Genomic DNA, 24,604 nt, shown 5'->3' with positions numbered 1-24,604 from the left:
CGGGTACTCATACTGCAGGAACACTTAAGCTTATCCCTGGGTCTACGTTACTGCTTTGGCGGGGCTTGAAATAGTTTAGTTCTGGCTGACCTGGATAAATTATGAGCCGCTACGAGCCGCAAAAGCTCAGTTTTCGGTTTCCTAAGAGCAGTCGCTTCACCCTAGGATGGGTAAAGTTTGCTTAAGGATTCCGTAAATACCCTGAGGTATCGGATTCCAAAGCCGGGGCGGCCCGACTAGTCTATGGGTAGCGTGCGCTGTGCGATCGCGGCAGTTTGCCACTGCCATCCCTAGGCCAGCGGCCAGACCTGCTCTCACCTCCCACTGCTCCCTTCTGTACTCCCATGCAATACTGGTCTGCAATTACCCTACCCACTCTAGGGTTGACGGTGGCCCTGGCTACGGTCGTAGCCCCAGGGCTGGCCGTAGCCGCAGACCCACTGCCCCCAGGGCTAATCGAGCTAGTCGACGGCAACTCAACCTACCAAGTTGATCTGCTGCGTTTTAGCGAAGACCAATCGTGGCTGGTAGACGGTGTCGAGACGATATTTACCGATCTGTATTTTCTCAATCTCGGCAACAGCGCTGCGCCGCGTGAACTGAGGCTTGAAGACCTGCGATCAATCGCGTTTAGCCAGCCCGCTACCAACCGTCTGAGCGCCACCTTCTCTACCTTTGGAGCCAACCTCAACTTTTCAATCGACTCTGTGCTGCTGGGGAACGTGCCGGGCAGCTACCGCGCTGCTCGGCAGGAAACAATTACCCTCACCAATACCGGTACCGACTGGCTCGACGTCAGCCTGTTTAAGTACATCGACTACGACCTTCAGTTCGATGGCGTACTCGACAACGACACTGCCTCCTTCTCAAACAACACCTTCACACAAACCGACTCTAGCGGTGCCCTCGCCACCATCAGCGTCGACCAGGTGCCAACCGCGGTGCAGATTAGTCCCTACGGTCAGCTGCTGGCCCAGCTATACAATTCTCCCGCCACTGGGCTGCAACCGAACTCCGGTCCCTTTGTCGGCGATGCCACCGCTGCCTTTCAGTTTGATCGTGGCCTGGCCCCTGGCGAGTCGGTGGTGTTTAAATTTTTGATGGAGGTACAGCGCCAGGCTACGTCAAAGGCCGTACCTGAACCAGGCACGGCCTTTGCTTTTGGTATTGTGGCGGCGGGGCTGGCGCTACTGCGCCGCCGAAGCTAGCTGGCTAAACGCCAGATTTAATACTTGTTGAGATTGATGCCGGCTTCTTTAGCCATGGCATCGAGACCCTTAGACTGCAGGGTTTTGATGGCTTTAGTCGACAGGCGCAGCTTGACCCAGCGCTTGCCCTGGGGCCACCACACCCGCTTCTCCTGCAGATTGGCCTCCTGCAGACGCTTGGTGCGACGGTGGGAGTGGGAGATCGAAAAGGCGTTGTTTGCTTTCTTTCCGGTCAGTTCACAATGACGGGCCATGGGTTATTCTCCGACGGTAATCAAACGGCACAATAGCGCAGCTTCTAATTGTAGCAGAGGTTTTCCGGAGGACGACAAGGAAGCTGGCGTTATTTAAGAAAGGGCGGGGCAGGACAGTCCAGGGTGATGACTACGGCACGCAGCAGGCCCATCTCGGCGGGGGTAACGTTGTTGTCGGCCAGCACGGTGTGGGCACAGGCGTCGACTATGGCCTGCTTGAGTTTGGGGCTGATCTGCTCTAGTCGACCCAGGCTCGCGTTGATGTCGGCACTGCTGATGGAGGGCAGCTGGTTAGGAGAGGGCTGCTTTTGGGCTCCTGGCAGTTGCGAAAGGCCTAGCTTCAGGGCGTAGAGGGCATCTTCAGGGCGAGTGTGACCAGCTCGAGCCAGCAGCGCCAGCAGCGTGAGGGCATCGCCCCAGCGATCGCTCAGGGTGTCGGTCGTCGTTCCGGTAGACTGGGCCGAGCCGTCAGATAGCCGTTTGCGCAGAATGAGCTGCAGCGGGTAGTTGGCTAGCAACAGCTGGCCGCCGGGCTGGCTGAGGGCTCGGGCCGTCTGCATAAACTGCTGCCCCGCCTCCGGATCGAGCTGCTTGAGGGCGGGGATCAGCGCCTCTAGCAGCAGCAGATCTTGCCCTGGTGCCAAAGCGCGAACGTAGTTATAAAGCTGCCCAACTCGCTGTTTACAGTCGGGGCCATAGGTGGCGGTCAAATACTCGATTTGCTGAGCTTGCCGGGCGGGCTTGGTGCGCACCAGCAGGGCGTACACCAGGTCGGCGGCGCTGCTGGGCTCCTGGAGGGCGGCTTTGACCGCGGGAGGTAGCTGGGTAAGCAGCGATCGCACCTGGGTGAGCCGTTGCGCATCGGTGGTGCCCAGGGCGGTGATGAACTGACCCGCCGAGGGGGAAGCGATCGCGGTAGCCTCCTGCCGGACGGCGGTTTTCGTACTTCCCTGTAGCCCCATCACCAGCGACTCTGCGGCGGTTGACGAGGTTGACAAAACCTCTACCAGGGAGGCCCCTGCAACAGGTACTTGACCCAAGCGCCGCAGCCGCTCACGCAGGGGCGGGTGGGTGGCAAACCACCCACCCAAAAACGAAAGGGTACCGTTGGCTTCACCAAAAAACAAGTGACTGGCGGTTTCAGCCATCGGTGAACTCACCGTAGACCCCGCCGAGAGTTGCCCGATTTTGCGCAGCGCTCCGGCAATTCCCTCGGGGTTGCGGGTGTACTGCACCGCCGCCGCATCGGCCAAAAACTCGCGCTCGCGGGATACCGCGCTCTTGATTAACCGCCCCCCCAGCACGCCCAGGTAGCCGATGACCAGCATGGCCAGAGCCGCTGCGAGAATCGCCCCACTGCCTTTGTCATCCTTCGAGCGGCGCGACGAGCCATCGAAGCAGTAGCCCAGGCGCAAAATCATGCGCCCGGTAATGTAGATCAGCAGCAGCCCGTGGATGACCCCAATCAGCTTGAGGTTGAGGCCCATATCGCCGTTGAGGATGTGGCTAAACTCGTGGCCAATCACGCCCTGCAGCTCGTCCCGGCTAAGCTGCTCCAGGCAGCCCTGGGTAACGCCAATCACGGCATTGCTGGGGGTATAGCCTGCGGCAAAGGCGTTGATGCCCGGCTCGTCGTCGAGCAAATAAATCGCCGGAATCGGGGTGCCCGAAGCCAGGGCCATCTCGCTGACGACGTTGACGAGGCGCTGCTCGGTGGGGTCTGTGGTCAGCGGATCGAGCTGCCGTCCGCCTAGCCCCCGGGCAACGCTGTGGCCCCCCTGGCTGAGCTGGGCCATTTTGACGGAGCTGCCCACGGCCATAAAAGCCACGGTACCGCTGGCGACCCAGAACAGGACTCCGAGTCGCCAAAGTGCGACGGGGCCAGTGGCTTCGGCGGTGAGAAGGGCGATCGCAACCCCGTAAAAAGCCAGAATTATGACGGCGATCGATAGCCCAAACAGCACCAGCAGCTTGGTGGTGTTGCGACGGGCCTGGTCTTGGTGCTCAAAAAAGTTCATGGCTAGCTAAACGAAACCCGGGGCACGGCCTTGACCTCTGGAGCACTCTCCTCCAGCAGTTGAGCGGGGTTAAAGTTGAAGCTGCCTGCGATCAGGTTGCCCGGAAACATCTCCCGCTGAGTGTTGTAGAGAGTGACAGCATCGTTAAAGGCCTGACGGGCAAAGGCAATCCGGTTTTCAGTCGAGCGCAGTTCCTCAATCAGCAGGGCCATGTTTTGGTTGGCCTTGAGGTCGGGGTAGGCCTCCGAGAGGGCAAAAAATCGCCCCAGGGTGCTGTCGAGTGCACCTTCCGCCACCGCTAGCTGCTGCATGGCACGGGGGTCGCCGGGGGCTTGGGCCGCCTGCCGACTGGCGCTCATAGCGGTATTGCGGGCGTTGATGACCGCTGCTAAGGTCTCTCTCTCGTGGGCCATGTAGCCCTTGACGCTCTCCACCAAATTGGGAATCAGGTCGTAGCGCCGCCGCAGCTGCACATCAATTTGGGAATAGGCATTTTGGTAGCGGTTGCGCCCCGTGACCAGGCGGTTGTAGAGATTGACAAAAAAGACCACCGCAATTAGCAGCACGGCCACCAGCAGTATCAGTACCCCCATGGGCGAGTCCTCAAAAACGGCATCGTACCGTTAGCTTGCCCAGGTGTCTGAGGCGGGTCGCAGGGGTTAAGAAAAGTTCTGGTGAAGGGTGCTAGCGGTATAGTTTTGGGGCCTTCTGCATCCTCGGCTCTCAGCGCTAGCTCCCAGGTCGGGCCAGGGGTTCGGTGGGGGGAAAGGGCAGCGGCTGGTACCACTGGGGTCGAGCCTGGGGAAAGGGGGACGGCTGACTGACCTGCTGTTTGATCTGGTTGAGGTCCTGGTTGAGCTCGCGAATGCGGCGCGAGAGCAGCCGGATGACGTTGACGGCAATACCCGGCGTTTCGTCGATCGCATCGTAGAGCTGCTGCTGGGTGAGCACTAAGCAGGCACAGGGGTCTAGAGTGGTCACCGAGGCCGATCGCGGCTCGGCATCAAATACCGACATCTCCCCAAAGCATTCGCCCTGCTTGAGCTGGGCCACCTGCTGCCCGCCAATGTGCACGCTGACCCGGCCCGACACCACAATGTACATCGATCGCCCCTCCTGCCCCTGGGTGATAATGGTGTAGTTGCCCTCGTAGAACACCTCATCCATTACCGAGGCCAGCCGCACCAAAAAGTCGTCCCGCAGCTCTTTGAACATGGAGACGTTGCGAATAAAGAGGAGTCGTTCGACGCTGTTTAACATACAGAGGGTGGCAGAAAAACCGGGCTAGCGGGATGGGCTCGGCTCCAAATTATAGGTGCTGATCAGCTGTTTGACCTGGGCCAGCACCAGGTGGTTAGAGTCTTGCTGCATAATCGGCAGCAGCTCTCGCAGGGCGCGGGGCGAGGCTACGGCCAGGTAGGCCAGCACCGCCTCGCGCACAAAGCCGGTGGGGTGTTGCAGCAGGGCCAGGGTGTGCTCAGCGGTCAGGTTCCACCGCTGCACCCGAGCCAGGTGAAAGCAGCAGGCCGTGGCCCAGTCGGACAAAAAGTTGCGCAGATCGAGCAGCTGCCGCAGTCGATCGCCCGGCGGCAGCGGTTGGTAGGCAATCAGCGGTGTAGATGTGGCCAACCGCTTGAGCTTTTCGGCGTCGGGGCGGCGATCGAGCAGCAGCAGAATCGATCGCTTGTTAGCCACATCCACTACGTTGTCAAGGATTTCAATGCCCCGCGCCCAGCTGGAGGCCGAGCCGCTGAGGCTAACCTGGGCAGCCTGGATGGCCTGGGCCGGTGACACAAATCGCAGCAGCATAAACAGGCGATCGGTGGCGTCGTTTTGCAGTCCGTTGAGGGCCTCGCGCAGCAGGTCGGCCTCCACGCCCGGCACCCGACCCGCCGCCAAATCGACCTTGGCCGCTAAAATTTGCCCGGCAAAGGCCAGCTCGGTGTTGAGCAGGTCTTCGATGCCGCCCCGCCCCAGCATGCGATCGAGGGCTCCATCAATCAGCGACGATCGCTTCACCCCCGACTCCTGGTAAAGGCTGAGCAAAATGCGCAGAATGTGGCGGCGGGTGCTGCCCCAGGTGGTAATCAGGTTTTGAATCAAAAAGTCGAGGGCGGGCAGGGTGCCAATGTTGCCAATCACCTGCCAGGCCTGGTTGCGCAGAACCTCGGGTCGATAGGTGTCGAGGGCTAGCTCTTGCAGCATGGGCAGGGCCTCGTTGCCCAGTCGGGTGAGGGCTGTAATGGCTGCCTCGCGGGTCGATTTGTACTGCAGCGCCTTGAGCAGCGACGGGTAATACTTCTTGTACTGGGTGGCGGCGATCGCCTCCAGTAGCGCCCGCCGCACCCGCAGCGACGGGTCTTGCAGCAGGTCGTCAATGTAGATGCTGAGCGATTCCATGTAGTCGGCTTCGCCTAGGGCGCGACAGCCCATCACCCGCTCGCGCTCCTCGTCGTGCACCAGCATTTTGCGCAGGGTCGCAGTGGCCTCAGCTCGCTCTTGCAGGTTGCCGCGCCGCAGCATTAGCGAAGCCGCCGTGCCTCGCACCACTGCATCGACCTCAGTCTGCAGATAGGGGCGCAGGTCGTTGATGTTGAAGGTTTCCTCCGCCAGCCACACATAGCGCAGCGCCAGGGCGAGGATTTCTGGGGCCTGGTGGGGCCGCTGCAGAACCTCCTGAACCTGGGCGGTGTAGGCTCCGCTGGGGTGCTCCAGCATAGCTTCTAGGCTCTGGCGCTGCAGCCCCGGGGGCAGGGTAGCGAGGCGCGGGGCCAAAATTTCGCCGACGTTTTTGGGGTCGATGTGGCTGAGCAGCTCAATGCACGATCGCTTGTTGGCCTCCAGACCGGGCTGCTCTAGCTGCTCAATAAAGGCGCGCTTGAGCACCCGCAGGTTGGCATCAGAGAAGGTTAGCAGACCGCGCTCGGCCCCCCGCACTAATAAGTTGAGGTAGCGCGATCGCAGCAGCACCATAATCGCAAACCACACCAGCGCTGCCACCACCGTACCCAGCAAAAACAGCCGCGCCTGCACCAGCCCCGCGCTGAGCCCAACGCGGTTGCATAGGGCAATGGTGAACAAAATTGCTATCCCTGTAGCTCCCATTGCCAGGGGCTCTGCAATGCCGCTCACCCACGACTGCACCGTACTGCGCACCTGGTCGGGGATGGGCTGAAACAAAATGGGTCGGGTGGTAGCGACCAGGGTGTAGCGCAGCCATTCATCAAAGAACTTCAGCACCACCAGCCCCACAAACAGAGCTGACACCGCCAGCCGGGTTGGATAACTCAGTACCAGGGTGACGAGTCCAATCACGACGATTACCGAGGGCAGCACCAGCGCTACCTTAAACACCCCCTCCCGCTCAATCAAACGGCTGGAGGTAAACCACTGGGTAAACAGCTCAATCAGCCCCAGCAGGCCGCTAAAGAAGCCCAAAAACGCGGCGATCGCAGCCACATCCAGGGTGGCTTCAAGCTGGTTAAAGAACTGAAACTCGATCGAAAACAGCAGCATCTGGGCCAGCACAAAGAACGAAAACAGCAGCACCACGTACTGCTGAATTGGCCCCTGCAGCCGCTGCCGCGATCGATAGCTTTCGACGGCCTCAGCATCTTCGGCCTGCCGCCGGGGTGAGTCGGGGAAGGCGTGCTCGTAGTTGCGGCTGAGGTGGTACAACGTGACCGCCCCGATCACCATCACCACAAAGGACAGCAGCAGCACGTTTTGCAGCCCAATCAGTCGCAGCAGCAGGTACACCGAGAAACCGCTGATCACGTCGGCGACCAGGTTGCCGCTGCTGATAATCGGGTAGGCCCGCTTAATTTCGCGAATGTTGAACAGCTGGTTGGCGGTTACCGACAGATTGAGGTCATTCAGCCCGTAGATGGCCTCAATCCACAACCGCATGGAAAACACCATGGGGGCGGCTAGCCAGGGCACCGTCAACCCCCAGCGAAACCCCAGGACGGGGATAGCCATCAGCATGGCGATGATCACAATCACCCGGCGCAGCGGAAACAATCGCTGCAGCCAGGAGTACACCACGCTCAGCCCCAGCCCTACCCCGGCGCTAAAAATATAGATCCAGGGCAAACTGGCCGCCCCGTAGGCCTCCAAAAATAGCGCTGCCGAGCTGACCTCAAGCCACACAATGCCCATTGAGGTAGCGGTGTAGAAGGCGAACATCAGTAGCGTGCGCTCCTCTTCCCCAGAGCGCAGATTAATGAGGTCGAGAAACCGCCCCCGCAGAGACTGGATGTCTTGAACCGGGCCAGATAAGCTCATGCAAAACGTCACGACATTGGGCTAGTGCCTCAAGGATACCCAATCTCAGGGCTGGGGGCGGAGTTTGAGGAGCTTGGGGGAGGGGTAGAGGGGATCTCTTTATAGTATTTGCCGCAGCTTTAAAGGCGGGAGCGTGAGGGCAGAGCTTTTCGAGATACCCGCTTTTCAAGATGCTTTTTCAAGATACTATTGAGGTTTGCTAGTTTTATCATGGTCATAGACCGGCGTTCGTGCTGGTGGCCTCTATAGCATTGCTCAGCATTCCCCATTTCCAGCCCTATGGTTAACCCCTCTACGCTTCCCGGTTCGGCTGTAGTCCCTCAGCAGGCCATCAAACACACGCTATCGGTACTGGTTGAAGATGAGGCTGGAGTGCTGAGCCGCATTGCCGGTCTTTTTGCGCGGCGCGGCTTTAACATCGAGAGTTTGGCGGTAGGGCCAGCGGAAACCTCCGGCATTTCTCGCATCACTATGGTCGTGCCGGGCGACGATGCGGTAATCGAGCAGCTTACCAAGCAGCTTTACAAGCTGATCAATGTGCTCAAGGTCAACGATGTCACCGATACCCCTTGCGTAGAGCGGGAGCTGATGCTGCTGAAGGTCAACGCCACCAGTACTAATCGGTCTGAGATTATTGAATTTGCCCAGATCTTTCGGGCTCGGGTGGTAGATGTGTCGGAGGATTCGCTCACCCTAGAGGTGGTGGGCGACCCCGGTAAGATGGTGGCGATTGTGCAGGTGCTCAATCGCTTTGGCATTCGTGAAATTGCCCGCACTGGCAAGATTTCGCTGCCCCGCGAGTCGGGAGTGAATACTGAATACCTCAAGTCGCTAGAGCGCAAGTTTCAGTGATTTGGGGCTGATGGCGGTTTGGATGTTGGCAGGGTTGAAACGGCTAACTTCTCAGCGTTCAGCGGTTTTAACGATTGATCTAGCCAGCGCGTGAGCGTTTTAACTTAACCGGTTTTTTTATGTCTACCCAATCCACCATTCCTGTTGTGGTCAACGGTGCCTGCGGCAAAATGGGTCGCGAGGTGATTAAAGCTGTGGCCCAGGCTGAGGATATGACCCTAGTAGGGGCCATTGACAAAAATCCTGCACAGCTGGGTGAGGACGTTGGTGAGGTAATTGGCTACCAGCCTCTGGAGGTGCCAGTCATGAACGACCTGGAGGCGACGCTGGTGGCGGCCCAGAGCGAGGGCTTAGCGGTGATGGTTGACTTTACCCATCCCGACAGCGTGTATGAGTCGGTGCGGGCCGCGATCGCCTACGGGGTGCGTCCGGTGGTGGGAACCACTGGCCTGACCAACGCGCAGATTCGTGACCTGGCCGAGTTTGCCGACAAGGCCAGTATTGGCTGCTTAATTGTGCCCAACTTCTCGATTGGGGTGGTGCTAATGCAGCAGGCAGCCCAACAGGCGGCCCAGTACTTCGACAATGTCGAAATTATTGAGCTGCACCACAACCAGAAAGCCGATGCCCCCAGCGGTACCGCTGTACAAACCGCCCAAATGCTGGCGGAGGCACAGAAATCCTTTAACGTTCCGCTGGTCAAAGAGACTGAGACAATCCCCGGTGCGCGAGGCGGGGCCACCGCCGAGGGCATTAACATTCACAGCGTGCGGCTGCCTGGGCTGATTGCCCACCAGGAGATCTTGTTTGGTTCGCCGGGGCAGCTCTACACCCTGCGCCACGACACCAGCGATCGCGCCAGCTTTATGCCGGGAGTATTACTCTGCATTCGCCGGGTGATGGCGCTCAAGTCGCTTATCTATGGATTGGACAAGGTGCTTTAGGGGGTATTGCCGACCTGAATCATGAATTTGAGGCATGAATTTCGGTAGGGTCAAACAGCTTTTAACCCTACGAGAGGCGTTGAATTTCTGATTCACACCTGTTTCCAGTAAGCGCCTTCAGGGCTGGTTGAGCTGGCGCTGCTGCCTGGACAGCTGGCGCGATCGCACCCGCCGAATCAGCGGCAGGCCGCCGAAGTAGCTCAATACCCCGGCTACGAGACCCACAACGGTGCTGCCCAGCATGAGTCGTACCGAAACCTCGGTGCCCATGTCCATCCAGCCCTTGAGGCTGTCTAGGTCTTGAAACGCCTCGGTGGCGTTGCCCCCGATTAGCCACAGCCCCACCTGATAGTTGAAGGCAAAGATGGGCACGTAGGTGAAGGGGTTGCTGACCCAGGTGGCTGCCGCCGCCATAATTCGGTTGCCCCGCAGGACTGTTGCGACCGCCACCCCGATGATGATCTGGAACCCAAACAGCGGGAAACAGCCGGAAAACACGCCTGACGCCAGCCCCCTTGCCAGCTGCTCGGGGCTGCCCTGAAGCCGCAAAAACCGCAGGTACACGTAGCGGAGCTGCCGCCGCCATTGAGGCTGAGTCATTTTGCGCATTGAGGGCTTGGAGCTAGGGATGAGTTCAATCGGGGTATCGATCGCGGCATCGGGCGTGGGCGTAGTAGTCATAGACGGGGTTACACCAGAGGCTAGGTTCCCTTGGGCGACCAGGGAAATTGAGACGAAAGGAGGGCAGGGTAGCTGCTACCGGTGGCTTGGTAGACTATCCCTGGGGGTTGGGCCAAAAAACTCAGCCGTAGAATCTTAGAAGCACGTAAAGATTTTTTTCTATTCTACCCATCAGACGAGTGCTTTATCAGGCTTACCCAGGGACTTCAGCATCACTTCATTGTTTAGAACAGGTGGCAGGATAAACGTATGGATGGCAGCAGTGCCCCCGCTCCGGCGGATTTGTTACCCCCAACGGCCCAGGGTGAGACCATTGCCGCGATCGCGACCGCCATTGCCCCTCAGCAGGGCAGTGTTGGCATTGTGCGGCTGTCGGGGGGCACCGCTGTAGCGATCGCTCGCACCTTGTTCTACGCCCCTGGACAGCAACCCTGGGAGAGCCACCGCATTCTCTATGGCTATGTGCGTAACCCTCCTACGCAGCAGACTGTAGATGAAGCGCTGCTACTGCTGATGCTGGCTCCCCGCTCCTACACCCGCGAAGACGTGGTGGAGTTTCACTGCCACGGCGGGTTGATGGCGGTGCAGCAGGTGCTTCAGCTCTGCCTGGAGCAGGGGGCGCGGCTGGCCGAACCCGGGGAGTTTACCCTGCGGGCTTTTTTAAACGGGCGGCTCGACCTGACCCAGGCGGAGGGGGTGGCCGATCTGGTGGCGGCCCAGTCTACCCTGGCGGCCAAAACGGCGCTGTCGGGCGTGCAGGGCAAGCTCGCGCAGCCGATTCGCCAGCTGCGATCGACCTGTTTAGACGTGTTGGCCGAGGTTGAGGCTCGCATTGATTTTGAAGACGACCTGCCGCCGTTGAATGAAGCCTTGGTGCGTCAGCAGATTGACCAAGTGCTGAGCGATGTTGATCGCATTTTGGCGACGGCCGAGTCGGGCGAACTGCTGCGCACGGGCCTAAAGGTGGCGATTGTGGGCCGCCCCAACGTGGGCAAGTCGAGCCTGCTCAATGCCTGGAGCCGCTGCGATCGCGCCATTGTCACCGACCTGCCCGGCACTACCCGCGACGTGGTGGAGTCGCAGCTGGTGGTGGGCGGCATTCCCATTCAGGTGCTGGATACGGCGGGTATTCGCGACGCCAGTGACCCGGTGGAGCAGTTGGGCATTGCGCGATCGCGCCAGGTAGCGCTGGGAGCCGACCTGGTGCTGCTCACCGTCGATGCCACCGCCGGGTGGACCGCCGCCGACAGCGTGCTGTACGAGACGGTCCGCGAGGGCCAGGGCTCGGCTCGGCAGGGCCATCGGCCGCTGATTTTGGTGGTCAACAAGGTCGATCTGGTGTCGGCTGAGGTGTTAGCTCGCCTGGACCTGCCGGTACTGCCTACGGTGCACACGGCCGCTGCCCAGCAGCAGGGCATAGATGCTCTAGAAACGGCAATTTTGACGGCCATTCACGCCGATCAGCTGACCCCAGGCAACCTGGAGTTTACGGTCAACCAGCGGCAGGCGGCGGCGCTGACCCAGGCCCGCAACGCGCTACACCAGGTGCAGCAAACGATCGACGATCAGCTGCCGCTGGACTTTTGGACCATTGACTTGAGAGCTGCGATCGCAGCGTTGGGCAGCATTACCGGCGATGAGGTCACCGAATCGATGCTCGACGAAATTTTCAGCCGATTTTGCATTGGTAAGTGAGACAAAATCAGTAGGGTAACTCCACTTGAAAGCAGGTTCCCTGGCCGACTTCGCTGCTGACGTAAATGTCGCCGCCGTGGGCCTGCACGATTTGTCGGGCGATCGCCAGCCCCAGCCCCAAACCTCCGGTGGCCTTAGAGCGCTGCTTATCTACCCGGTAGAAGCGCTCAAAGATATGGGGCAAGTCGGCTGCCGGAATGCCGATGCCATTGTCAGCAACCTGAATCCAGGCGCTGCGTGCCCCTTTCGACAGGCTAATGTTGACCCAGCCGCCCTCGGGGGTGTATTTGCAGGCGTTTGAGAGTAAGTTAGCAATCGCCTGATGCAGCAGGTCTGGTTCTGCCTCAACCAAAACCGGGGTATCGGGCAATGTCGCCGACAGGGCAACGGCCTGAGCCGCGGTACGGATTGGGTCAGACGCTATTAGGTCTTTGATCAGGAGGTTCAGATCTACGGTCTGAAGGGTTTGGGCATCTAGGGAGTTGCTGTGCCGGGCCAGCAGCAGCAGCTGGCTGACCAGTTTGTTCATAGACAGGGTGGCGGTGACAATTTTCTCCAGGCGCTGGTGTTTCTCAGAGGTGCGATCGCCCGGGGCCAGCAGCCCCACCTGGGCATTGCTCAAAATGGTCGCCAGAGGAGTTCGCAGCTCGTGGGAGGCATCGGCGGTGAACTGCTGGAGCTGCTGATACGACTTGCGAATGGGCCACATGGCCAAGCCGCTTAGCCCCCAGCCCGCCAGGCTAATAACCCCCAGGGCGATCGGCACAGTGATGGCAAACCCCATCAGCGTCTGTCGCAGGCTTTCCTGCACTGGGGTCATCGGGGTCGCCATTTGCAGGTATCCAATCACCTGCTCCCGGTGGTAAACGGGTAGGGTAATTTGTCGCAGTTGGATTGGCACATGGGTGGCCGCACTGTTGAGCAGCAGGGGCCTAGAGCCGATATCGGCAGGCCACTGCAGCGTCTGAAACGCAGGCCCCGGCTCTAGCTGCTCGGGCGGCAGGGGACCAAAAAAATGGCTGAGCTGCCCCGTTGGCCTGTACCAGCGGGCGTAAAAAACCTCTGTATCAGTGGGGGGCGGCGTGTTACCCAGCAGTGGTGTGTTGTCGAGAACCGGCTCAGTCTCTGCTGTCGCTTCTTTGTATTCAATACTGGCGGCGATGACGCGGGCTTTTTTGTAGAGAATGCGGTCAACGGCCTCCAGCTGATACGCCACCCGCTGATAGTAAACAACCCCCGAAAATATCAGCAAAATGCTGCCCATCGACAGGGTAAACCACCAGGTTAAGTTGCGACGACTGTGAGTGAACATTACGACCGGCTTAATTGGGACAGATGCGGTAGCCCATTCCATAGATGGTTTCAATCCAGTCGGCGGCCTGTAGCGGGCTGAGCCGATGGCGCAGACGACGCACCAGGGTGGTAATGGCGTTGCTTTCGGGTTCGTCGCCCCAGGCCCAGAGCGCCTGCTCTATCTGGTCGCGCGACAGCACCTGGTGAGGGTGGCGCAGCAGATATTCCAGCAGCTGAAATTCGCGGCTTGACAGCTCGATAGAAGCGCCGCGTCGTTCTACCGTCAAATTGGTCAAGTGCAGTGTGAGATCGCCCAGGGTTAAGGTTTCTTTTTTGCAGGCTAGCGGACGTCGACCCAGGGCACGCACCCGCGCCAGTAATTCGATTAAGTTGGTGGGTTTGACCAAATAATCGTCGGCCCCGGCGTCTAGGCTTGCCACTTTGTCGCCGATCGCATCTCTGGCGGTCAGCATTAGCACGGGGGCTGTTTTGCCGAGGGCCCGATACTGACAGCACAGGCTGAGGCCGCTGACGCGAGGCAGCATCCAGTCTAGAATCAGCAGATCGTAGTCACGCTGGGCAATCATCCGTTGCGCTATATCTCCATCCTGCAGGCCGTCAACAATGTGTCCAGCCTGGGAGAGTGCTGTCTGCAATGGCTCTAGCTGCTCTGGATCATCTTCAACCAGCAGTATTCGCATCGATCTAACCTACCCGGCTCTGTCGTTTCGAACCGTAGCCGATCGCCGGGGGCTGCACCTCTGGCCTGGGTTAGATCTTGGTCGCCTGCGGGTCGCCTGAACGGGCTAGCCTGGCGGCAAAGGACTACAGAATATCGTCTAAACGCTCGTTCAAGTAGAGCATGCGCACCGTAATCAAGACCATCACAGTAAAGGGGGTGGCCACCAGTACGCCTAAAATGCCGAAGACAATGCCCATCGCCAGTACGGCCGACAGGCCCAGGGCTGGAGGTAGCGATACCACCCGCTGCTGCACGATGGGCGTCAATATATTGCCCTCAAGCTGCTGCAGGACCAGGTAGAACAGGGCCACGTACAGCGCCTTGACGGGGCTTAGGGTAAAGGCAATTAAAATGCCGGGCACTGCCGCCAGCACCGGCCCCAGCACCGGAATAAACTCCAGCAACGCCGCAATGAGCCCTAGCACCAGGGCCAGGGGAATGTTTAAAAGCCCCAGCCCCAGACTGGTTACCAGGCCAACGACAACCATAGAGATTACGCGCCCCAGCAGCCAGGCCCGCAACCCCTGCACGATGGCATTGATCACATCATTGGCCCGGTTGCGCCCCTGGGGGGGAATCAGACTGATGATGCCGCGCCGGTACAGGTAAGGATCAAAGGCCACAAACAACCCGGTAAACAGGACAAACAGGCTGTCTCCTAAAATGCTGAGGGTCAGCGTCAGGGTATCGAACACCTGGGGAAACCAGTAGTTTAGGGAGAGGCGTTGGCCGTTGAGGCCCTCGATAACGTTGTAGAGGCCTTCCTCGCCCAGGCGCTCTACGGCGATCGCCTCTAGCTGCTCGATGCCAATTTCAACCTGTTCTATCAGTTGGCTAGCCTGGGCAATAATTTCTGGCACTAGCAGCCAGCTAAGTCCTGCCAGCACCAGCACCAGCACTAGCACCACAACCCCCAAGGCCGATTTTTTCGACAGGGGTGTTCTACGGGCGATGGGCGCTGCCAGAGTGCGCAGCATGACGGCCACCAGCACTCCCAGCCCGCCCAGCAGCAGGACATCGATCACCGCCCAGGCAAACCAGGCCACCACGAGCACCAGCCCCACCAGGCTGATAACTAGCAGTACTCGACTCACAAAGGTTTGGCGATTAGGTTGGCCCATGACATTGTTTTAACCGCGATCTGACCCTGGGCGCATTCTGGGTGCATCCTGGGCGCACTCTGTACCCTTGGTGTTGAGACTTCCGTTGCTGGTCCTTAGCGGCTGGCGGATTGGGGCTAGCGCGGTTTAGACGACAACAACCCCAGCAGGGGGCCAAGGGCCAGGCCTACCACAAACCCGCCAGCATGGGCCCAGTAGGCCACGCCGCCAGTTTCTACGGTGGTGGTGTGCAGACTGGCAAAGCCGTAGAGAAACTGCTGAAAAAACCAAAAACCCAGAAAAAACAGGGCGGGAATGCGAAAGGTGGTGATAAAAAAACCTAGGGGCACCAGGGTAAGAATGCGAGCTTTGGGAAAGCGCAGAATGTAGGCCCCAAGGACGCCCGCGATCGCACCGCTGGCCCCCACCGCGGGAATGCTAGACTGCATGGCTACCCCCCACTGAGCCAGCGCCGCCAGGGCCCCACAGGTGAGGTAAAAAAACAGGTAGGCCATTCGCCCCAGTTTATCTTCAATGTTGTTGCCAAATACCCAGAGAAACAGCATGTTGCCGCCCAGGTGCAAGAACCCGCCGTGGAGAAACTGAGAGGTAATCAGGGTTAGCGATTCTCCCCCAAGTTGCGCTGGGTTGCCGCTTTGAAAACTGGCCGTAAGCTGCTCGGGCACCACTGCAAAGGTTTGAAAGAAATTCTCTAGCTGGCCGGGTGGCAGCATGAGCATGTACCCAAAAACCAGAACGTTGGCCACAATTAGCCCGTAGTTGACCCAGGGGGTAATTTCGGTGGGGTTATTGTCGTGTAGAGGAACCACGGTAGCTGTCCTGAAAAATGGGCTGCTTCGATCGTGGTCACCAAATATGACTGAAAGGTGACAACCCTTTGATCGCCCGTCAGGCTGCCCTATGTCCTTCCCCAGCTAGATTGCGGTCGGTTACTCTACCGCTACGGTAAGAACGAGCAAGGAGCAACGCCCATGTCACTACGTTCATCGGTACAACCCTTTCAGGTGCTGGGGGTAACGTTTTGGCTGCTGCTGCCTGTGGTCGGCCTGGTGTTTTGGGTGGTGGGAGCGTTGATGACAGATCGAGTGCTTTACCAAGCGGCCAGCGGTCTTCAGCAGATCCAGTCAGACGATGTGCCCGTGGGTAGCCAGGACAATGCCATTCGCCTCATTCAGGCCAGGGTAGATCGAACCCAGGGAAAGACTGATGTGGTGGTAAAACCCATGGATCTATCTGCCCGTGAGATTGAGATAGAGCTAGCTACCACCCGACTAGATGATATCGAAGCGCTGATTGCCAAAGAGCTTGATATTTCCCCCGCTGTAGTGCAGCGCCTGACCCACTACACCATTCGCGAACCTGTAAAAGCCCAGCTTGAGCTATTGGTGAACTAGGGCGTGTCGTCAATTGTGGCCAAAAGCCTGGCATATCAAGCCTTGCCAAGCCCGACCCCAAGAACAGGCTAGGGGCTGTAAACCTTGATTTGGGCGTTTAGCAGCTAATTGATGACAGCCCCTAGCGATTGGTGCTGATCTTTTCGATCGCACGGTTTCTTCCCACTTCGCCACTGGGGTTGATCTGTCGATTTTGAATCCAGCCAAACAGGGCCGCAGCGGTCACAAAAATTGCCGTGATTGTAGTCACCAGTTGCAGCATAATGCTGTATCGCATAGGCAGCCTCTCAAACTAGGTTGTAGTGTTCCATGTGGACGTGGGTAACTGGCACATGCAGGGTGTGTAGGGCTCGCTCCACCTGATCCATCATTTTGGGGATAGCGCAGATAAAGTAGTGGCGACTGCCCCGATGGGTAGGAATATAGCGCTCTAGCAGCGCCTGATCGACGTAGCCCGTTTCCCCAGACCAGTCATCGGGGGCCTCCCGCAGCACATGCACCAGGGTTAAATCGAGCTTGTCTTTCAGCCTGTCCAGGTCTTCTCGATAGGTAATGTCGTCCCAGGAGCGGCTGGCGTAGATGAGCAGAAAAGGGCGATCGTCTTTGCGATCGGCGGCGGTACGCAGCATGCTCATAATCGGCGTAATGCCAATGCCACCAGCAATCAGCACAAAGCCAGCGGCATCCCAGTAGCGCTCAATGGTAAAAACGCCGTAGGGGCCGTCTAAAAAAGCAACGGTACCGGGTTCTACATCCTTAATGCTGTTAGTAAAGTCGCCCACGGCCTTGATGCCAAATTCTAAGCAGTCTAAATTGTCGCCGCTAGAGGCGATCGAAAAAGGATGTTCTCGCATGCGAAAGGGCGAAATCGCCAGCGTGAGCCAGGCAAACTGGCCCGACTGAAAGGCAAGCCCCGGATGGCCCCTGGGCCGCAGAACCAGCGTCCACACATTGCCTCGCTCGGGCACAACTCGCTCGACCAGGTAGGGGTGCTGGCTCATCTGCCAAGGCTTGACCAGGCGCACAAAAACCAGCAGCCACAGGGCCACCAGCCCAAACAGCAGCCACAGCCCGCGCTTCCAAAACAGGCTCAGGTAGTTAGCGACCCCAAAGGCGTGGGCTAGCCCCAGCCCTACAGCAGTAGCGGCAAAAATGCCGTGCCAGAGCCGCCAGGGCTCGTAGGGAATGTTAAGCCGCTGCCGCCAAACGGCGGTAACAATTAGCAGCATTAAGGCCAGGGTGGCGACGACAGCCGCTCGGGCGCGCCAGGGAGCCTCCAAAAAATTTAGCAGCTGTAGGGTGTCTGGGTCGGTCACAAACAGAATAGTCGGGTGCACCAGGATGAGGATAAAAGCCACAATCGAGGTGTAGCGGTGAAACTGCAGAATGATGTCGATACCATAGGCAGCTTCAATGGTGCGAATGCGGGCGGTTAAGGCAAACTGCAGCACCATCATAGCCAGGCCGATGAAGCCCAAAGAAACAGAAAACTCTAGCCAAAACCCCCGCCCCGGCGACGCCGGATACAGCAGCAACGTTAGCAGTGGGGAAAGAATGATCAGCAGGTAGACACCAATCCAGGCGGTAGCGATCGCGATCGGGCTCTGCATCAACAGACTTCTCATCCGTTCCCTCCAATCCCCTTAAATTCTCAATCTCTTGTTTTTAGTTTTTCGGTCAAACGTGACCAGAAAGTGACAGCCCTGAGCTAGTTTCTGCGTCTTTCCATCCTGCAGTTAGCCAGGATTTCTGTCATGTTTGAGTCACATTTAGCCGCAACCCTAGATATAGCTAACTTCCCACCCGTATTTAGGAGAATAACTGTGGCCTATTCGACTCGAAAACTGTTGAGCTTATCCGCACTGTTGCTGGCTCTACCCATTGGAGCAGCTTGCTACCCCAATACAGCTCAAGCCCCGCTAGAGACCACGCCCGAGGTGGGCCAGGCTCCCACCACGACTGACTCTACTAACCCTGCTACGACGGCAACAGGCACAGAAACCATTGCCGAAGTCGCCGCCAACGATAGTTCTCTATCTACCTTTAACCAGGCTGTTGAAGCAGCTGGCCTGTCAGAAGCCCTCAGCGAACCTGGTCCTTACACCGTATTTGCCCCGTCCGATCAAGCCTTTGAGGCTCTTCCTCCAGAAGCTCTGCAACAATTGCTGCTACCAGAGAACCGCGATCAGCTCAGACAGCTCCTGTCTTACCACGTGGTACCTGAAGCGCTACCAGCCGATCAACTGCAGTCGGGAGAAGTAGACACCCTGGCTGGCGCTCCCCTGACGGTTGACGTTGACTCTAACATCCAGGATGTTTCAATCAACAATGCCGTAGTGACCCAACCCAACCTTCAAGCCAGCAACGGCATTGTCCACGTAGTAGATCAGGTAATTTTGCCCCCGACGAGCAATCTGTAACGGCAACTCCAAGCTGTTTTTACAGCGCCTATACCAAATTTGACTTGGTAAACCCCAACTTATAATCGGGAACCCCGCAGGGGCGTAGCACGCTACGCCCCTGCGACTTGGGAATATTCATTCTAAAGCGATCGCCCCCGCTGGAGCGATCGCTTTAGCTTGGCCTGCGCTAGCCCAGCAGCCTATATCAATTTGAGTTGATTGATGTAGCGATGGCCATCGCGCTTAGAACATCGGCCTCCTTCAGTAGCGACTGGGACAGCGCTATGGTGTACAGCCATCGCCAGAACGGTTAGGACATGATTTGTGCCCTCTGGAGCGATGGCTATACACGGCAGGGTTTCCCGTCGGCTAGCGAGTATTTCTGTACAAATAGCGTGAGCCTCTGCGCCGAGACGACCCCAGCATCACGGGAATACCCCAAATGCTAAAGCTCGACCCCACGGTTTGATCGCTCTGGCTGGCGGTGCCTGGAGCCTGAAGCGATCGCAGACCATGTAGATCTAAAAAGCTAAAGCCAACCTTAGAGAAGAAGGGCAGAATGCAAAACAGCAGCGTGTCGGTCGTTTGGTTAATTAGCCCAATCCCAGAGGGGCCAATGATCCACACTGTGGGGTAGCCAATCCACAGCACCGTAAAATACAGCAGCAGCTTGTCGTACAAGTCAGATAACCCCTGCCCCTGCGATCGCGTCTTAGCGCGCAGCGGGTTCCAAATTCCCCAGAGCACGACTAAAAAAGCGGCTACCCCGCAGAAGTACCACAGGTAGCGCACCGCATCTCGCTCAGACAAGTCGGCAATTAATCCGGTCCCAATCACCACCACCTGGGTGCCCATCAGTGTTCCAATCAGGGTCCAATCCTTCTTGGGCATAAACTGCATCGCTGTCCAGGAAAGCGCCAGCAACAGCAAAGGAGTCGTTACAATCCAGTCCAGATAACGGGCATAGTGAGCTAACTGTCCGGCCGCTTCGACTTTGCCCTGATCCAGCGCCATGGCCATATAGGCCAGCCCCGACCAGATTGGGATAAAGATGGCCACCAAATATTCATACTGCGGCACCCCTTTTGGGTTACGGCTGAGCGACCAAAAATGCAGCGCTCCGATCGCCATACCAGCTACGTACAGCCAGTGCAAAATAGTCTGCCAATCCATAAAACCCTCTCAAAAAGGAACTTGTCCCTTCAACATCAGAGGCAAATATGACAGGGAAGTGACATCTATACGGGATGTGGCATGTTTTGCTCGAAAGTGAGCGCAGGACTGCCCTACAGCGCTTGAAGCTTGTTTGTAACGATAGGACGGGTACCTGACTTTAGGTGTCTCATCTGTACGGGTGCACAACTTATACGGGTCTTCTAACCTATGTCGTCTGCCCATCCATAGATGGTGTAGTCGTAAAGCTCTGCGCCAAGATTTGGTTAAAAACCCTACGTGAGAATAAGAAAGTAGGAATGCACAATTAAGTACAAAACCTGCGTAAAACGGGCAGAGCAGCAAGCCCATTATCAAGGAGACGGAGGGCGATGGAACTTTGCACCGCAATGCCCCTGCAACTTGAAGGCGGCCAGAAAAACGTCGAAATGAGTTTAAACAATAAAAATATGAAAGCCATAGGATTTCATGCTCCTTAAAGTTGCGCTAGCGCCAGAAGTAACTACGTTAAAAATCATGACTTTACGCCCCAGGAGTTGACGTTCTTAAGGCGATATTGCAATTATTATGAGGCCTGCAATTCGCTTAATAGATAGCGCTGGTCAGAGAACTTTAAGTTGTTTTGAGCATTAAAAGAGTGGGGCTGAGGCACTGTCAGGTGGGCATTGGCGCTGGTGCAGTTCACTAAACAACGCCTAGCCCCAACTGTGGCTCAATTAGACCCGCTGGTTTATACAAAAACGTTTGGTGATTTTATGGCTTCATCTCGTTTTGCTGCGGTTACTACGGCAGCCGTTACTGTTCTTATGGGAGCTACGGCCTGCGTTACCCCGACTGCAGGGCCGGAGGTGCCGCCTTTAACTGGCAGCATTTGGGAGCTACAGCAAATTCAAATGAGCGACGGCACCTTGCTAACCGCTGACCCGGCGCAAAATTACACCGCTGAATTTGCTGACAATGGCCAGGTGTTTGTGCGGGCTGACTGCAATCGCGCCATTGGTGAGTTTGAAGCCGCCGCCGATGGGCAAATTTCGGTCAATTTGGGTCCTACTACTCTGGCTGCCTGTCCTGAGGGCAGCATTGGCTCTCAGTTTTTGCAGGCAATGAATAATGCCAGCTTTTACTTCTTTCAAGATGAAGATTTATTTATCGATCTGACCTTTGACAGCGGCACCATGCAGTTTTCAAGCACCTCGGCCCCGGCCTTAATTGGCACCCTGTGGAAGCTACAGCAAATCCAAATGGGCGATGATACGCTGCTGGTACCCGACCAGCCCGAGCACTATACCGCCGAGTTTTTAGAAGATGGCACGCTGCTAGTACGCGCCGACTGCAATCGGGGCCGAAGCCAGTTCTCGACAAACGACGATCGCAGCCTTGAGGTTTCCCCCATTGCCACAACGTTGGCGGCTTGCCCGGAAGGCTCAATCGGCAACGAGTTTGTTCAAGCCCTCAGCAACTCGGCCACTTACTTCTTCCAAGACGGCAACCTGTTTATTGACCTGGCCTTCGACAGTGGCACCATGCAGTTCTCCGCCGATTAAAGCCTTGTTGGTAAAATACGCATCGCCTGAGGTCTAGATCACGCAGTTTTTGGCTGGCTAAGCTCCACGCTGTACTCCCTCGCTAGGGGGGCAGGGCGAGATTCTCACGATGTACTTCACCTGAGTAAAATCTGCTATGGATGATGCTCTGCCCTGGTTATGACTCGACGGGAACAGCGGGCAGTTCTAAACAGTACCCGGCCCCGTAGACCGTTTTGATAAATTTGGGATGCCGGGGATCGGGTTCTAGCTTGGTGCGCAGGTGCCGGACGTGAACTCGAATCGTTTCGATATCGTCGTTGGGCTCGTAGCCCCACACCTCCTGCAAAATTTGGCTGGGCGATACGGTTTGCCCGTGGCGTTGAAGCAGACAGTGCAGCAGCTCAAACTCCAGGTGGGTGAGCTTTACGGTGCCATCAAACCAGATGGCTTCGTAGCGCTCTGGAATTAGGGTAAGGGGACCGTAGTTGAGAATTTCGCTGTGCTTGGCGGCCTGGGGAATGCGATCGGTGCGGCGCAGCAGGGCTCGCACGCGGGCCAGCATTTCGTCGAGCTCAAAGGGCTTAGTCAAATAGTCATCGGCCCCGGCATTAAAGCCATCGACCTTGTCCTGGGTTTGCCCCAGAGCGGTCAGCATCAGCACGGGAATGTCGGCGGTGCGACGATCGCGGCGAATGCGCTGACATACCGTCAAACCATCGACCTTGGGCAGCATCAGGTCGAGCATAATCAGGTCTGGCAGCAGTTGTACCGCCAGGGCCTGGCCCTTAATACCATCTCCAGCCTGGTTGACGTCGTAGCCTGCCATTTCCAAATTGACGGCAACAAGCTCCGCGATCGCAGGATCATCATCAATGACAAGAATACGAGGCATTACCAACTAAACTTGACGACCCGAAAACACACCAGCCCGGCATAACAAGTTGCAAAGCTTTGAGTAGCCTAGCATTCCAACGTAAAGAGCCGTGTCGGAATAATACAATTCCTCGATAAATTATAAGCAGAAGCCCTAAATTTTCCTGAGCAAATAGGCTACAGCTCTTTGAGCTTAAGGTTTTCTTTAGAATTGAGCGCTAGCACAGCTCACGGCGACGCTAGCCCATTTCACACAGATCCATATATATTGTGCACTTACTCTATAGAAGCAGTTGCATTCACTCTATAGGAGTCACGGCTTTCTAATATTGTTCAGACTTAAAAACTCCCCAGGTAGGATTCGAACCTACGACCAATCGGTTAACAGCCGACCGCTCTACCACTGAGCTACTGAGGATTACGCGCAGAACTTATACTAGCGATAAGTGTGTAACTTTGACAACCCTTTAGAGAAAAATTCGGTAGAACGTTCTGGAGATAGCCCCAACGCTCCGCCTCGAAAGTGGCTTTGGGGCGATCTGGGGTGCCGTCTTGACCAATTTCTATTCCGCGATCGCGGAGCAATCGTGATATAGTCTAAGACTGTGTCGAAATTGTGGTAACCATGCCCAAGCTTAAGTCCCGCAAAGCTGCCGCTAAGCGCTTTCGCCGCAGTGGCAGCGGTAAAATCATGCGTCGCAAGGCGTTTAAGAACCACTTGCTGCAGCACAAAAATGCTGAGCGTCGCTCTCGGCTGTCTAAGGCTGCTGTGGTGTCTGAAGAAGACGCTCCCAACGTAGAGCTGATGCTGCCCTACCTCTAGGCCAGGGCCTTTCTGTCGGTCGGCAGTCACTTCGTAAAATTTACTAGTCCCAAGGGTTAAACAGTCATGGCACGTGTCAAGCGCGGCAACGTAGCACGCAAGCGCCGCAACAAAGTTCTCAAGTTGGCTAAAGGGTTTAGGGGGTCGCACTCTAAACTGTTTCGCACCGCTAACCAGCAGGTGATGAAAGCTCTGCGGTACGCCTACCGCGATCGCCGCAACCGCAAGCGCGATTTTCGTCGCCTCTGGATTACTCGCATCAATGCGGCTTCTCGCATGCACGGATTGAGCTACAGCCAGCTCATTGGTCAGCTCAAGAAAGCCAACATTGATCTAAACCGCAAAATGCTGGCTCAGATGGCCGTGCTTGACCCCAATGGGTTTGCCAAAGTAGTTGAAGTCGCCAACCAAGTTTAGAGGTTGACCCTAGACGTTATGCCAAGTCCAGCTTGGGATCTGGAGTTTTCCCATCGGCAAAACTCTGCTTCTCGCCTTGGATCTGGCTTAGTAGGGGCGGTCGTAGCGTAACGCGGCAGCACCATGGCATGGAACTGGCTTGGGTTTGGTTTGGTACTGGGAGCGCAGATGGCTGTGCTCCCAGTTTTTGCTGCGGATTTAGATACAATTCGCGCCCGTGGACATTTGGTTGTGGGTGTGCGGGAGAGCTGGCGACCGCTGAGCTTTCGCGATCGCGACGGTGAGCTGGTAGGCCTTGAAATCGATATCGCTCGGGGTTTGGCCACGGCAATTTTTGCTGACCCGACCGCCGTTGAGTTTAGGGTGGTGCCCAACCGCGATCGCCTGTCGGCGGTACTCGAAGACCGGGTCGATGTCGCGATCGCCGGGGTGACCCAGACCACGGGGCGGCAGCGTTTGGTCAGCTTTAGCCCGCCCTACTACCTAGATGGGGTCGGCATACTGGTGCGCGACCCTCAGTATCAGCGCCTAGAAGACCTGCAGCGGCGACGGCTAGGGGTTTTGCAGGGAACAAGTACTGTAGCAGTAGTGCGCTATCTGCTGCCCCTTAACCCTCTGACCCCCCTGCAGAGCTATCAGGAGGCCCTCAGCCGCCTCAGCAGCGGCCAAATTGACGGCTTTGCCGGAGATGTAACGGTGCTGGCGGGCTGGCAGCAAGACTACGAGGGCTATTACCTGCTGCCCAGTCTGCTCTCGGCGGAGCCGCTGGCGATCGCGCTGCCCAAGGGCACCCAGTACACCGGCCTGCGCACTTTAATTCATGAAACCGTGGTTCAGTGGCACCAAAATGGTTGGCTAGAAGATCGAGCAACCTTTTGGGGGTTGCCCTAGCCATGGCAAG

The 24,604-nt window shown here is 57.4% G+C and carries 24 protein-coding genes and 1 tRNA gene; 10 read left to right on the top strand and 15 right to left on the bottom strand.

Annotation, left to right across the window (positions count from 1 at the left end):
- The first annotated feature begins 344 nt into the window (after positions 1-344).
- Positions 345-1,208 (top strand): PEP-CTERM sorting domain-containing protein, encoded by an 864-nt coding sequence (locus IQ265_RS18165; RefSeq protein WP_194056143.1) that lies wholly within the window; start codon positions 345-347, stop codon positions 1,206-1,208.
- 17 nt (positions 1,209-1,225) lie between these two features.
- On the opposite strand, the gene rpmB is transcribed toward IQ265_RS18165, so the two are convergent.
- The 5 genes from rpmB to IQ265_RS18140 all read right to left on the bottom strand — a co-directional run bounded on the left by rpmB (position 1,226) and on the right by IQ265_RS18140 (position 7,767).
- Positions 1,226-1,462, bottom strand: a complete 237-nt coding sequence (gene rpmB, locus IQ265_RS18160) for a 50S ribosomal protein L28 (protein WP_194056142.1) — start codon at positions 1,460-1,462, stop codon at positions 1,226-1,228.
- Between the two features lie 89 nt (positions 1,463-1,551).
- Positions 1,552-3,480, bottom strand: coding sequence for a M48 family metallopeptidase (locus tag IQ265_RS18155; RefSeq protein ID WP_194056141.1), 1,929 nt, complete (start codon positions 3,478-3,480; stop codon positions 1,552-1,554).
- A 2-nt stretch (positions 3,481-3,482) separates the two neighbouring features.
- Complete coding sequence (locus tag IQ265_RS18150) at positions 3,483-4,073, bottom strand: LemA family protein (protein WP_194056139.1); 591 nt, start codon at positions 4,071-4,073, stop codon at positions 3,483-3,485.
- 136 nt (positions 4,074-4,209) lie between these two features.
- Positions 4,210-4,740 (bottom strand): cyclic nucleotide-binding domain-containing protein, encoded by a 531-nt coding sequence (locus IQ265_RS18145; protein ID WP_228038068.1) that lies wholly within the window; start codon positions 4,738-4,740, stop codon positions 4,210-4,212.
- Positions 4,741-4,764: 24 nt separating this feature from the next.
- Positions 4,765-7,767 (bottom strand): HEAT repeat domain-containing protein, encoded by a 3,003-nt coding sequence (locus IQ265_RS18140; RefSeq protein WP_194056137.1) that lies wholly within the window; start codon positions 7,765-7,767, stop codon positions 4,765-4,767.
- 330 nt (positions 7,768-8,097) lie between these two features.
- Here IQ265_RS18140 and ilvN point away from each other — a divergent pair, with 330 nt between their 5' ends.
- Positions 8,098-8,619, top strand: a complete 522-nt coding sequence (gene ilvN, locus IQ265_RS18135; RefSeq protein ID WP_106869186.1) for an acetolactate synthase small subunit — start codon at positions 8,098-8,100, stop codon at positions 8,617-8,619.
- Between the two features lie 119 nt (positions 8,620-8,738).
- A complete protein-coding gene (dapB, locus tag IQ265_RS18130) occupies positions 8,739-9,563 on the top strand; it encodes a 4-hydroxy-tetrahydrodipicolinate reductase (RefSeq protein ID WP_194056135.1) in 825 nt (274 codons plus the stop codon).
- 117 nt (positions 9,564-9,680) lie between these two features.
- Here dapB and IQ265_RS18125 read toward each other — a convergent pair whose 3' ends face one another.
- Complete coding sequence (locus tag IQ265_RS18125; protein WP_228038066.1) at positions 9,681-10,244, bottom strand: DUF2062 domain-containing protein; 564 nt, start codon at positions 10,242-10,244, stop codon at positions 9,681-9,683.
- Between the two features lie 249 nt (positions 10,245-10,493).
- Between IQ265_RS18125 and mnmE the strand changes: the two genes are divergently transcribed.
- Complete coding sequence (mnmE, locus tag IQ265_RS18120; protein ID WP_194056133.1) at positions 10,494-11,939, top strand: tRNA uridine-5-carboxymethylaminomethyl(34) synthesis GTPase MnmE; 1,446 nt, start codon at positions 10,494-10,496, stop codon at positions 11,937-11,939.
- A 7-nt stretch (positions 11,940-11,946) separates the two neighbouring features.
- Here mnmE and IQ265_RS18115 read toward each other — a convergent pair whose 3' ends face one another.
- The 4 genes from IQ265_RS18115 to IQ265_RS18100 form a co-directional block, all read right to left on the bottom strand.
- Positions 11,947-13,251, bottom strand: a complete 1,305-nt coding sequence (locus tag IQ265_RS18115; protein WP_194056131.1) for a HAMP domain-containing sensor histidine kinase — start codon at positions 13,249-13,251, stop codon at positions 11,947-11,949.
- A gap of 10 nt (positions 13,252-13,261) precedes the next feature.
- On the bottom strand, positions 13,262-13,933 hold the full coding sequence (locus IQ265_RS18110) for a response regulator transcription factor (RefSeq protein WP_194056129.1): 672 nt from the start codon (positions 13,931-13,933) through the stop codon (positions 13,262-13,264).
- 124 nt (positions 13,934-14,057) lie between these two features.
- The gene (locus tag IQ265_RS18105) at positions 14,058-15,095 is read right to left on the bottom strand and encodes an AI-2E family transporter (protein ID WP_194056128.1); all 1,038 of its coding nucleotides are present in this window, start codon (positions 15,093-15,095) and stop codon (positions 14,058-14,060) included.
- Between the two features lie 116 nt (positions 15,096-15,211).
- Entirely contained in the window at positions 15,212-15,904 is a 693-nt protein-coding gene (locus IQ265_RS18100; protein ID WP_194056126.1) for a rhomboid family intramembrane serine protease, read from the bottom strand.
- A 162-nt stretch (positions 15,905-16,066) separates the two neighbouring features.
- On the opposite strand from IQ265_RS18100, the gene IQ265_RS18095 reads away from it, so the two are divergent.
- Positions 16,067-16,489 carry a hypothetical protein gene (locus IQ265_RS18095; protein ID WP_194056124.1) on the top strand — a complete coding sequence of 141 codons (423 nt, stop codon included), beginning with the start codon at positions 16,067-16,069 and terminating at the stop codon, positions 16,487-16,489.
- A gap of 121 nt (positions 16,490-16,610) precedes the next feature.
- Here IQ265_RS18095 and IQ265_RS18090 read toward each other — a convergent pair whose 3' ends face one another.
- Together IQ265_RS18090 and IQ265_RS18085 are read right to left on the bottom strand one after the other, a co-directional pair.
- Positions 16,611-16,766, bottom strand: coding sequence for a hypothetical protein (locus tag IQ265_RS18090; protein WP_194056122.1), 156 nt, complete (start codon positions 16,764-16,766; stop codon positions 16,611-16,613).
- Positions 16,767-16,776: 10 nt separating this feature from the next.
- Positions 16,777-18,114, bottom strand: a complete 1,338-nt coding sequence (locus tag IQ265_RS18085; protein WP_194056120.1) for a ferric reductase-like transmembrane domain-containing protein — start codon at positions 18,112-18,114, stop codon at positions 16,777-16,779.
- Between the two features lie 198 nt (positions 18,115-18,312).
- On the opposite strand from IQ265_RS18085, the gene IQ265_RS18080 reads away from it, so the two are divergent.
- Positions 18,313-18,909, top strand: coding sequence for a fasciclin domain-containing protein (locus IQ265_RS18080; protein WP_347404982.1), 597 nt, complete (start codon positions 18,313-18,315; stop codon positions 18,907-18,909).
- Positions 18,910-19,260: 351 nt separating this feature from the next.
- On the opposite strand, the gene IQ265_RS18075 is transcribed toward IQ265_RS18080, so the two are convergent.
- Positions 19,261-20,064, bottom strand: coding sequence for a bacteriorhodopsin (locus IQ265_RS18075; protein ID WP_194056116.1), 804 nt, complete (start codon positions 20,062-20,064; stop codon positions 19,261-19,263).
- A gap of 755 nt (positions 20,065-20,819) precedes the next feature.
- Here IQ265_RS18075 and IQ265_RS18070 point away from each other — a divergent pair.
- Positions 20,820-21,608 (top strand): META domain-containing protein, encoded by a 789-nt coding sequence (locus tag IQ265_RS18070; RefSeq protein ID WP_194056114.1) that lies wholly within the window; start codon positions 20,820-20,822, stop codon positions 21,606-21,608.
- A 157-nt stretch (positions 21,609-21,765) separates the two neighbouring features.
- Here the strand turns inward: IQ265_RS18070 and IQ265_RS18065 are convergent, their stop codons facing one another.
- Positions 21,766-22,482, bottom strand: coding sequence for a response regulator transcription factor (locus tag IQ265_RS18065; protein ID WP_194056112.1), 717 nt, complete (start codon positions 22,480-22,482; stop codon positions 21,766-21,768).
- A 327-nt stretch (positions 22,483-22,809) separates the two neighbouring features.
- A tRNA-Asn gene (locus tag IQ265_RS18060) sits at positions 22,810-22,881 on the bottom strand.
- A 207-nt stretch (positions 22,882-23,088) separates the two neighbouring features.
- Between IQ265_RS18060 and rpmI the strand changes: the two genes are divergently transcribed.
- The 3 genes from rpmI (at position 23,089) to IQ265_RS18045 (ending at position 24,594) form a co-directional block, all read left to right on the top strand.
- Complete coding sequence (gene rpmI, locus IQ265_RS18055) at positions 23,089-23,286, top strand: 50S ribosomal protein L35 (RefSeq protein WP_106871004.1); 198 nt, start codon at positions 23,089-23,091, stop codon at positions 23,284-23,286.
- A gap of 66 nt (positions 23,287-23,352) precedes the next feature.
- A complete protein-coding gene (gene rplT, locus IQ265_RS18050; RefSeq protein ID WP_194056110.1) occupies positions 23,353-23,703 on the top strand; it encodes a 50S ribosomal protein L20 in 351 nt (116 codons plus the stop codon).
- A gap of 123 nt (positions 23,704-23,826) precedes the next feature.
- Positions 23,827-24,594, top strand: coding sequence for a transporter substrate-binding domain-containing protein (locus IQ265_RS18045; RefSeq protein WP_194056108.1), 768 nt, complete (start codon positions 23,827-23,829; stop codon positions 24,592-24,594).
- The last annotated feature ends 10 nt before the right edge of the window (positions 24,595-24,604 follow it).

Source organism: Nodosilinea sp. LEGE 06152, from assembly GCF_015207525.1.
Classification (GTDB): Bacteria; Cyanobacteriota; Cyanobacteriia; order Phormidesmidales; family Phormidesmidaceae; genus Nodosilinea.
The sequence above is the reverse complement of the archived record's forward strand: the minus strand, read 5'-3'. Positions and strand labels throughout refer to the sequence as shown.